10 protein-coding genes, 1 pseudogene and 1 riboswitch are annotated in these 9,542 nt (G+C 69.6%); of the genes and pseudogenes, 4 read left to right on the plus strand and 7 right to left on the minus strand.

Annotation, left to right across the window (positions count from 1 at the left end; translation table 11 throughout):
* The first annotated feature begins 172 nt into the window (after positions 1 to 172).
* Complete coding sequence (locus tag H2038_RS14570) at positions 173 to 832, plus strand: DsbA family oxidoreductase (RefSeq protein WP_292114806.1); 660 nt, start codon at positions 173 to 175, stop codon at positions 830 to 832.
* A 178-nt stretch (positions 833 to 1,010) separates the two neighbouring features.
* On the opposite strand, the gene H2038_RS14575 is transcribed toward H2038_RS14570, so the two are convergent.
* Positions 1,011 to 1,187: a hypothetical protein gene (locus tag H2038_RS14575; protein WP_292114808.1), complete on the minus strand. Its 177-nt coding sequence runs from the start codon at positions 1,185 to 1,187 to the stop codon at positions 1,011 to 1,013.
* Positions 1,184 to 1,690, minus strand: coding sequence for a zeta toxin family protein (locus H2038_RS14580; protein WP_292114810.1), 507 nt, complete (start codon positions 1,688 to 1,690; stop codon positions 1,184 to 1,186). The genes H2038_RS14575 and H2038_RS14580 overlap by 4 nt, the downstream gene beginning before the upstream one ends.
* Before the next feature lie 124 nt (positions 1,691 to 1,814).
* Here H2038_RS14580 and H2038_RS14585 point away from each other — a divergent pair, with 124 nt between their 5' ends.
* On the plus strand, positions 1,815 to 3,290 hold the full coding sequence (locus H2038_RS14585) for a Fic family protein (protein ID WP_292114813.1): 1,476 nt from the start codon (positions 1,815 to 1,817) through the stop codon (positions 3,288 to 3,290).
* A gap of 84 nt (positions 3,291 to 3,374) precedes the next feature.
* Here H2038_RS14585 and thiC read toward each other — a convergent pair whose 3' ends face one another.
* From thiC to H2038_RS14605, 4 genes are all read right to left on the minus strand, one after another.
* Positions 3,375 to 5,438: a phosphomethylpyrimidine synthase ThiC gene (gene thiC, locus H2038_RS14590; protein WP_292114815.1), complete on the minus strand. Its 2,064-nt coding sequence runs from the start codon at positions 5,436 to 5,438 to the stop codon at positions 3,375 to 3,377.
* Positions 5,439 to 5,497: 59 nt separating this feature from the next.
* A riboswitch (TPP riboswitch) is annotated at positions 5,498 to 5,606 on the minus strand.
* Between the two features lie 52 nt (positions 5,607 to 5,658).
* Positions 5,659 to 6,048, minus strand: coding sequence for a hypothetical protein (locus H2038_RS14595; protein WP_292114816.1), 390 nt, complete (start codon positions 6,046 to 6,048; stop codon positions 5,659 to 5,661).
* On the minus strand, positions 6,048 to 6,878 hold the full coding sequence (locus H2038_RS14600; RefSeq protein WP_292114818.1) for a TIGR02587 family membrane protein: 831 nt from the start codon (positions 6,876 to 6,878) through the stop codon (positions 6,048 to 6,050). The genes H2038_RS14595 and H2038_RS14600 overlap by 1 nt, the downstream gene beginning before the upstream one ends.
* A gap of 44 nt (positions 6,879 to 6,922) precedes the next feature.
* The gene (locus H2038_RS14605; RefSeq protein ID WP_292114820.1) at positions 6,923 to 7,540 is read right to left on the minus strand and encodes a TetR/AcrR family transcriptional regulator; all 618 of its coding nucleotides are present in this window, start codon (positions 7,538 to 7,540) and stop codon (positions 6,923 to 6,925) included.
* Positions 7,541 to 7,919: 379 nt separating this feature from the next.
* On the opposite strand from H2038_RS14605, the gene H2038_RS14610 reads away from it, so the two are divergent.
* The gene (locus tag H2038_RS14610; RefSeq protein WP_292114823.1) at positions 7,920 to 8,324 is read left to right on the plus strand and encodes a BLUF domain-containing protein; all 405 of its coding nucleotides are present in this window, start codon (positions 7,920 to 7,922) and stop codon (positions 8,322 to 8,324) included.
* Between the two features lie 3 nt (positions 8,325 to 8,327).
* Here H2038_RS14610 and H2038_RS14885 read toward each other — a convergent pair.
* Positions 8,328 to 8,486, minus strand: a pseudogene (locus H2038_RS14885) (erythromycin esterase family protein); the annotation flags it as partial.
* A 66-nt stretch (positions 8,487 to 8,552) separates the two neighbouring features.
* Between H2038_RS14885 and H2038_RS14615 the strand changes: the two are divergent.
* The coding region (locus tag H2038_RS14615) for a D-cysteine desulfhydrase (protein ID WP_292114826.1) at positions 8,553 to 9,542 on the plus strand (990 nt) is incomplete at its 3' end.

The following is a 9,542-nucleotide window of genomic DNA, read 5'->3' on the forward strand; positions in this document are numbered from 1 at the left end:
GAGGATAGGGGGCGGATGCGTCAGAAGCGGTCGTGGGGCGTCGTCGACGGGGGCAGGGGCCGGCCTTCCTTCCCATGCAGGACCCCCGCCGGCCGACCGGCAGGCTGGCTGTCACGGGATGAAGGGCGGGGTGGGAAGGTCTATGTCTGGCGGCCTGAACCGGAGCCCCGCCATGAAGACCCTGCACATCGACTTCGTCTCCGACATCGTCTGCCCCTGGTGCGTGGTCGGGCTGGGCGGGCTGACGGAGGCGCTGGGGCGGCTGGAGGGGGAGGGGATCGCGGCGGAGATCCGCTTCCAGCCGTTCGAGCTGAACCCGCAGATGCCGCCCGAGGGCGAGAACATCGTCGACCACATCGGCCGCAAATACGGGGCGACGCCGGAGCAGTCGGCGAGGAACCGGGTCATGATCGCCGAACGGGCCGCGGAAGCGTGGCCGGGGTTCGGGATGCGCATGGGCGAGGACAGCCGCATCTGGAACACCTTCGACGCCCACCGGCTGCTGCATTGGGCCGGGACGATCGGGATGGCGGAGCAGAGGGCGCTGAAGGAGGCCCTGTTCAGGGCCCATTTCACCGAGGGCCGGACGATGACCGACGCCGATGTGCTGGCCGATGCGGCGGCGGCGGCGGGGCTGGACCGCGACGAGGCGGCGGCGGTGCTGGCCGAGGGGCGCTACGCCGCCGAGGTGCGGGCGGCGGAGGCGCTGTGGGTCTCGCGCGGGATCACCGGCGTGCCGGCGGTGGTGGTGGAGGGGAAGTGGCTGATCTCCGGCGGGCAGCCGGCCGGGGTGTTCGAGGAGGCGCTGCGGGGGATGGCCGACGAACTGTGAGTGTCTCCTCCCTGTCGCGCAGCGATGGGGAGGGGGACCGCGAAGCGGTGGAGGGGTGCAAGGGCCGTGCGCGGTCGCTGGAAGGATCTGCGCGGCGGCTTCACCCCTCCCCCATCCTTCGCTCCGCTCCGGATGGTCCCCCTCCCCATTCCTGCGGAACGGGGAGGAGACGGGACGGTCAGGCCCGCTTCTTCTTCGGCGACGGCGCGCGGTCGGCGGCGGTGACCAGATGGCCCTTCCAGCCGGGGGGCGGGAGGAACCGGCCGGACTGCTCCTCGCGCGTGCCGTGCCGGGCCACTTCGGCGGCGCGCCGGAGGGCTTTCAGGACGGTTTCGTTGTCGAAGGTCAGGCTCATTTCGGTCCCCAATCTAGCAGTTCGGGGGCGCCGTCGCCACCGAGGTAGACCTTCCAGCTGTCCGCCAGCGGCTTGTAGACCGTCTCCAGGTAGTCGAGGCTGAGCGGGAAGCGTCGGCGGAGGTCCGCCTCCGGGATGCCGTGGCCGCCGCGCTCGACCCGTCGCGCCACGCGGGCGATGGACGCCTCGACCGAGGGCAGCCGCAGATAGACCAGCTCGACCCGATACCCCGCCGCCTTCCACTCGCGGAGGCGCACCGCGTGGGAGCGGGTGGCGAGGGTGGTCTCCAGCACGAAGTCGGCCCGGTCCGCGACCAGCTCGTCCAGCCGCTCCAGCACCCGCCGCCCGGCGACGAGGTCGCGGTTCGGCCCCGGCGGCACGTCGCGCGCCACCTCGTCCGGATTGACGAAGTGGAACGCCGTCGCCCGCTCGCGCAGGAACTGGTTGATGAAGGTGGTCTTCCCGGCGCCGTTGGGGCCGGCGAGGAGGACGGCGGTGGGCATGGGGGGAGGTTAGCGCGGGAAGTGGGTGTGTGTCCCGCTTTGCACCAATGGATTTGTTTCCAGAGCGCGTAAAGGGCGCTATCTGCAAAGCTCGACTCTCAGCCAGCGCAGGCCACAGCTCACCGTGACGTCTACTGTCAATATTTGGAATCCCCAGACCGGAATCGAGGATCTTCCGGCTGGTTGGCCCGACATCCGGGCGACCGAAATTGAGAGCATTCAGAAGATCTGGAAGGAGCAACGTGAGCGCCTCAAGGGCTCGAAACAGCTTTCCGAGTTCAGTGACAAGTTGGCCCGAGAATGGGCGATTGAGACAGGAGTCATTGAGGGACTTTACGACATAGACCGTGGTGTCACTCAGACGCTCATCGAGCATGGATTCCAAGCAGAACTCATGTGGCACGGTTCGACAAACCAGCCCCGCGAATATGTAATTCAGCTTCTTAAGGATCAGAGAGATGCGCTCGAAGGCGTGTTTGACTTCGTAGCTAACCGTCGAGAGCTGACCTCTTCCTACATCAAAGAAATCCATGCTGCGCTGCTGAGAAGTCAGCACACGACCACGGCAGAGGACGGGTTGGGACGAGAGGTGGAGGTCCCGCTTCTGAGAGGAGACTGGAAGGTTCAACCAAACTACCCCCTTAGGGATGGCGTACTTCACGCCTATTGCCCACCTGAACAAGTTGCTTCTGAGATCGACCGTCTGATTGAGATGCATCATGCGCATCAGAGGGACGGTGTGTCCCCCGAAGTGTCAGCTGCGTGGTTGCACCACCGCTTCGCGCAGATACACCCGTTCCAAGATGGAAACGGCAGGGTAGCTCGAGCCCTAGCGTCACTCGTGTTGATCCAAGCGGGGCTATTCCCGTTGGTTATCAACCGCGACGAGAAGAAGATCTACATTGATGCCCTAGAGGCCGCAGACGCTGGGGATCTGTCGCCGCTAATTTCGATAATCGCGAAATTTCAAAGAGCGCAGTTTCGACGAGCTACAGCGATTTCCGAGAACATGCTCACTGCGGACGCGGATGTGCATTCAGTCTTGGCTGGTCTCAAGAAGGTGGCCGACGAGATACACGCACGCAGGCTGGAGGAATTGCAGCGCGTCTTCGGGCATTCAGACGCACTTGAGGCCGAAACGGAGACATACCTGCGGAAGATTTGCCCGGACGTTCGGGCAGCGCTGCGGGCGGTAGACCCCTCCGCAAACGCCTTGGTTCATAGGTCCGATCCTTCCAATGATTTCTTCTATCGATCTCAGATAATCGAGAACGCAAAGAAACATTTCGGTTACTACGCGGATACGCAAGAATACAGAGCCTGGGTATCGTTTAGTATGTTTTGGCAGAGAAAGGCGAAGCTTGTTTTCGCTTTTCATGCGTTGGGCCGACCGTTCAACGGCAGCCTCACCTGTGCTCCATTTCTGGAGTTCCAAGACGCTGACGACGATGGTCAATCGCGTGGCAGCCTCATCCGGGTTGCGGAAGAAGCATTTGTGTTCTTTTACGATGAGGACCTTCCGAAGCTGGTGGACCGCTTCAAAGAGTGGCGAGACCGGGTGGTAGTGGTCGCTTTGCGAGAACTCACGCTCAACCTTTAACGCAAGTTCTGAGGAGACCTGCTCGGACTAGTGCAGAACGACAAACCCGCCCCAATATGTTTGGCGGGCGCGTCTTCTTAAGCCTCACACCTTCACCTCCACCACCCCGCCCCCGGCGCGGAACCTCTCGCTCATCTCCCGCATCCCCGCCTCCGCCTCGTCTGAGTCCAGGCTCGCGCCCGCATCGTTCTGACCCCGCGCGGCCTCCCGGATGTCCTGGCTGATCTTCATCGAGCAGAATTTCGGGCCGCACATGCTGCAGAAGTGGGCGGTCTTGTGGGCTTCCTTGGGGAGGGTCTCGTCGTGGTATTCGCGGGCCGTTTCGGGGTCCAGCGAGAGGTTGAACTGGTCCTCCCAGCGGAACTCGAAGCGGGCGCGGGACAGGGCGTCGTCCCAGGCGCGGGCGGCGGGGTGGCCCTTGGCGAGGTCGGCGGCGTGGGCGGCGATCTTGTAGGTGATGACGCCGTCCTTGACGTCCTGGCGGTCGGGCAGGCCCAAATGCTCCTTGGGCGTGACGTAGCAGAGCATGGCGGTGCCGAACCAGCCGATCATGGCCGCGCCGATGGCTGACGTGATGTGGTCGTAGCCGGGGGCGATGTCGGTGGTGAGCGGCCCCAGGGTGTAGAAGGGCGCCTCGTGGCAGTGCTTCAGCTGCTCGTCCATGTTGGCCTTGATCTTGTGCATCGGCACGTGGCCGGGGCCCTCGATCATCACCTGGCAGCCGTGGTCCCAGGCGACCTTGGTCAGCTCGCCAAGAGTCCGTAGCTCAGCAAATTGCGCCGCGTCGTTGGCGTCGGCGATGGAGCCGGGGCGCAGGCCGTCGCCGAGCGAGAACGACACGTCATAGGCGCGCATGATCTCGCAGATCTCGGCGAAGCGCTCGTAGAGGAAGGACTCCTTGTGGTGGGCCAGGCACCACTTGGCCATGATCGAGCCGCCGCGGGAGACGATGCCGGTGACGCGGCTGGCGGTCAGGGGCACGAAGGGCAGGCGCACGCCGGCGTGGATGGTGAAGTAGTCGACGCCCTGCTCGGCCTGTTCGATCAGGGTGTCGCGGAACACCTCCCAGGTCAGGTCCTCGGCCACGCCGCCGACCTTCTCCAGCGCCTGGTAGATGGGCACGGTGCCGATGGGGACCGGGCTGTTGCGCACGATCCAGTCGCGGATGTTGTGGATGTTGCGGCCGGTGGACAGGTCCATGACCGTGTCGGCGCCCCAGCGGGTGGCCCAGACCAGCTTGTCGACCTCGTCGGCGACGTTCGACAGGACGGCCGAGTTGCCGATGTTGGCGTTGATCTTGACCAGGAAGTTGCGGCCGATGGCCATCGGCTCGACTTCGCGGTGGTTGATGTTGGCCGGAATGATGGCGCGGCCGCGGGCGACCTCGTCGCGGACGAACTCGGGGGTGATGAAGTCGGGGATGGCGGCGCCGAAGGATTCGCCGTCGCGAGGGGATGAGGGATGAGGGATGAGGGATGAGGGGGTCGGGACCGTCGTGCCGTCGGCGAGGGTGACGACGCCGCCGGGGCTCATCCCTCTTCCCTCATCCCTCATCCCTCTTCCCTCATCCCGCGCCTGCTCGCGGCGCAGGTTCTCGCGGATGGCGACGAACTCCATCTCCGGGGTGACGATGCCGGCGCGGGCGTATTCCAGCTGGGTGACGGGGCGGCCGGGGACGCCCTTGAAGACGCGGTGGCGGCTGACGTCGAAGGCGGGGGCGAGGTGCTTGCCCGAGGCGTGGCCGTTGTCCTCGGGCCTGACCTCGCGCGGCGAGGTCTCGGGGGCGATGTCGCCGCGGGCGAGGCGCCAGTCGGGGGCGATGACCTCGGCCAGGCCCCTGTGGATGTCGATGGTCGCGTCGGGGTCGGTGTAGGGGCCCGAGGGGTCGTAGACGGTCACCGGCGGCTCGTTGGCGCTGGGGTGGACGGCGATCTCGGCGAAGGGCACGCGGATGTCGGGGTGGAGCACGCCGGGCTGGTAGACCTTGCGCCGGCCGGGGCGCGGGCCGGTGGGGACGGCGCCGGTGGCGGTCTCCACGCGCTTCTTCGCCTCGGACAGGGCGAGATCGCCGGTCCGGCTATCGCTCGCGACGCGGTCGCTCGCTGCTTGAGCCGGATCAGCGTGGGGATCGGTGACGTGGACGTTCATGGCGGCCTCTGCGTGCAGAGGGTCCGCCGGCGACGGGCGCGCAGTCCCCCGCTCGCGCGGGGAGGGCGACGATCTCATCCCTTCGCCGGCATGACCCGGATCAGGTTCGACGGGTCAGGGGATCACCCCAATCTCAGCCGCTCAGGCGCGGCCCCCCGGAGAACGCGCCGACCCTAGGCGCAAGGGACGGCGGGTTCAACCGCCGGCGGCGCGGGGCTGATCAGGGCTCGGACCAGCCGGCGACGGCGATGTCGGCGCGGCCGCGGGGGTCGGCGTCGAACACCAGGGTGACGCGCTCGCGGCCGTGGGCGGGGACGTAGTCGAGGGTGGCCGTGGCGGTCGCCGCGCCGAGGCGGCCCTCGACCTCGACCGCGGCGGCGGTCTCGTCGCCGCTGTTGCGCACCTCGACCTCGGCCAGCCAGCGGCCGCCGGCGGGGCGGACGGAGTCGAGCCGGGCCGAGACCTCCGCCGGGTCGCGCGGGCCCCGGGCCTCGACCACGATCACCGCCAGGGCGGCCAGCACGATCAGCCCGCCCAGCCCGCCGGCGGCCCATTCGAGCAGGGCGGGGGCCGGGGGCGGCCCGGGGGCCTTGTTCTTCCGCGGCGCCATCAGACGAGCAGCCGGGCGGCGGCGGCGCCGAGCGCGCCCGGGAAGCCGAGCACGACCATGGCGTCGACGGTCTCGGGCAGGCCGTGGCCGTCGGTGCGGCCGAACACCCACAGCACATAGAGGCTGGTCAGCAGCACCAGGCCGTAGCCGGGCAGGGTGTAGTGGAAGAAGGCGGTCAGCGGCCGGCCCTGCTCCTCCTGCCCGGCGAAGCCGACGCCGTAGACGACGGCGTGCATCAGCAGCAGGGAGACCAGCAGCAGGGCGGCGACGTGGCCGGCGGTCATCCGGTAGGCGATCAGGATCATCTCCTCGGTCGGGGCCATGTTGAGGGCGAGGAACAGGGCGCCGGCGACCATCAGGAACAGCTCGCCCGGCCAGGTCGCCTGGGCCTCGTCGCCGACCTCGTCCTCGCCGGCGCTGAGCTGCCGGCCGGCCAGCAGGGCGCCCATGGCGCCGGCCACCGCCTGCAGGGTGAGCTGGCCGACGAGCTGGCGCGGCGGGGCGCCGGGCTGGAACACGCCGAACAGGCTGAGCACGGCGGCGGCGGTGAGGAAGCCCACCGCCAGGGCGACGAGGGTGTCGAGCAGGGCGTGGCCGAGGCCCCGGTGCCGGGCGCTGAAGCCGGCGTAGAAGGCCAGGCCGAGCAGCAGGGGCAGGGCGGCGAGCAGGAAGACGGCGAGGCGGAACGGCTCGAGGATGAAGCCGAACCACCACATCTCCATGGTCATCAGCAGCGGCAGGCTGAACAGCAGGGCCCCGCCGAAGGCTCGGGCCAGGTCGCGGGCGTAGCGGCGCTCGCGCCGGGCGTCGAAGGCGAGGCTGACGATCATGCAACGGCAACGCTGGAGCGGCGCTTTCGCTCCCGCGGCGGCGGTCAGTCGGGGAAGACGGCGAGCAGGCGGTCGAGGGCGGCGGCGACGCGGCTCCAGCCTGAGTCGTCGAGCGGCAGGCCGCCCACGGCGGCCCCGTCGGCGAGGGCGAGTTGCTGCACGGCGGCGAGGAGCACGGCGTTGATGGCCACCGGATCGCCCTCGGGCGGCACGCGCAGCCGGGGCCGGCGCTCGCGCATCCACGCCTGCAGCAGGGCGGCGCGCTCGGCCTCGATCCGGTCGAGCAGGGGCGAGCGCTCCACGAGGGCCCAGGCCATCAGGCGCAGGCTCAGCGGACTGGACCTCAGCGCCGCCAGCCAGGCGGCGAGGCTGGCGCGGGCGAAGGCGCGCAGGCTGTCGCCGGCGGCGGGCGGGGCGGCGTCCAGCGCCCGCACCAGCTCGGCGGCGGCCCGGGCCGCGAGCCGGACCACGACGCCGTCGGCCCCGTCGAAATAGCGATAGACCAGTTTGCGGTCGCACCGCGCCTCGGCGGCGAGGGTCTGGACGTTCAGGCCCGGAAAGCCGTCGCGCAGCAGGATGCGCTCGCCGGCGTCGACGATGGCCGCCTCGGTGGCGGCGCGGTCGCGCAGGCGCGTCGGCGAGGGGGCGGGCGATTCGGCCATGCGACAGCATCCCGCCGCATGCGCGGAGGGGCAAGCGAGGGATGAGGGATGAGGGAAGAGGGGCGGGCGGCCGGGACGGGGAGGGACTCTCATCCCTCATCCCTGTCTCCAGACAAGGTGCGGCCCCGGTCTGCGTCGGGGGGCGTGGCAGAGACCGGGGCCGCTTTAGGACACTGTCGAGCGCGCATCGCCGCAAGGTCCGGGCAATAAACTGCGGTCCCCGGGTTCGGTTCCGCGCCCGCAAGGCGCTTTTTTCGCCTGTCCGCGCGGGCATCCTCCGGGCCGGGGGCGGGGCCGGGCGCCGGTCGGTGAAGTCGACGGCGTCTGTGGCGTGTGCAGCGGTCGCGCGCTAGCTTGCGATTCGCCCACGGAGGGATGGATGCCCGGCCAGATCGACCGCCTTGTCTACCATAGCACGGCGACGCGACCGACGGACGTGCTGGTCTCCCTGGCGGAGCTGCTGGGCGAGTCGCGGCGCAACAACGCCCGCGCCGGCCTGACCGGGGCGCTGGCGGTGCACAACGGGCGATTCCTGCAGGTGCTGGAGGGCGACCCGGGCCAGATCGACATGCTGCAGCGGCGGCTGGCGAAGGACCCGCGCCACCGGGACATCGTCATCATCGACCGCTGGCGGGTGGAGGCCCGGCTGTTCAACGACTGGACCATGGCCAGCGCCCGCATCACCCCGTCGCTGGCGCCGGAGCTGGACGCGCTGATGGCCGAGGTGCGGCCCTCGGGGGCCCGCCTCGTGGGCCTGATGCTCCAGGCGGTGGCGCGCAGCTGAGGCTCACAGCCCGAAGGGCCAGGTGTCCGACGCGCGGCCTTGGTCCGGCGGGCCGGCGGCGAGCGGGGTGAGGGCGCGGGTCCGGTCGATCCAGACGTAACCGTCGAACTGGTCGGGCAGCCGCGCCCCGGCGTAGTGGCTCGCCCGTTCCGTCTCCGGCCGGGGTTCCCGCCCGCTTCGCGCGCCCGGCGATCGGGGCTAGAGGAGGCGCCTCACCGGAGATCCGCCATGCACCTCGCCCGCTTCCCCCGCGTCCGCCTCGCCCATCTGCCGACCCCGCTGGAGCCGCTGCCGCGGCTCTCGGAGGAACTGGGCGTCGACCTGTGGATCAAGCGCGACGACTGCACCGGCCTGGCCGGCGGCGGCAACAAGACGCGCAAGCTGGAATTCCTGCTGGGGGAGGCCTTCGAGCAGGAGGCCGACACCCTGGTGACCCAGGGGGCGGTGCAGTCGAACCATGTGCGCCAGACGGCGGCGGCGGCGGCGGCCCACGGCCTGGCCTGCGAGGTGATCCTGGAAGAGCGGACCGGGTCGAAGGCGCACGACTATGTCGCCAACGGCAATGTGCTGCTGGACCGGCTGCTGGGGGCGAGGCACCGCTTCGTGCCGGGCGGCTCGGACATGGCCGCCGAGCTGGAGAAGACGGCGGCCGAGGTGCGGGCGCGCGGCGGGCGGCCGTATGTGATCCCGGGCGGCGGCTCGAACGCGGTGGGCGCGCTCGGCTATGTCGACTGCGCCCGCGAGATCGTGGTCGGGGCCGACGAACTGGACCTGAGGGTCGACCGGATCGTCACGGCGACGGGCAGCGCCGGCACCCACGCCGGCCTGGTGGCCGGACTGGCGGTGATGGGGGCGGACATTCCGGTGCTGGGCATCGGCGTGCGGGCGCCGAAGCCGAAGCAGGAGGAGAACGTCCTCAAGCTGGCGCGCGAGACGGCGGCCCTGCTGGGGCGGCCCGAGGCGGTGACGGCGGAGATGGTGGTCGCGGATTGCGACTATGTCGGCGAGGGCTACGGCCTGGTCGACGAGGGCGTCATCGAGGCGCTGAAGCTGGCCGCGCGGACCGACGGCATCCTGCTGGATCCGGTCTACACCGGCAAGGCGATGAAGGGGCTGATCGCCCTGGCGCGGGCCGGCCGATTCAAGGGCGAGACGGTGGTGTTCCTGCACACCGGCGGGGCGCAGGGGCTGTTCGGCTATGAGAGCGTGGTGGGGGCG

Source organism: Brevundimonas sp., assembly GCF_013912005.1.
Taxonomy (GTDB): Bacteria; Pseudomonadota; Alphaproteobacteria; order Caulobacterales; family Caulobacteraceae; genus Brevundimonas.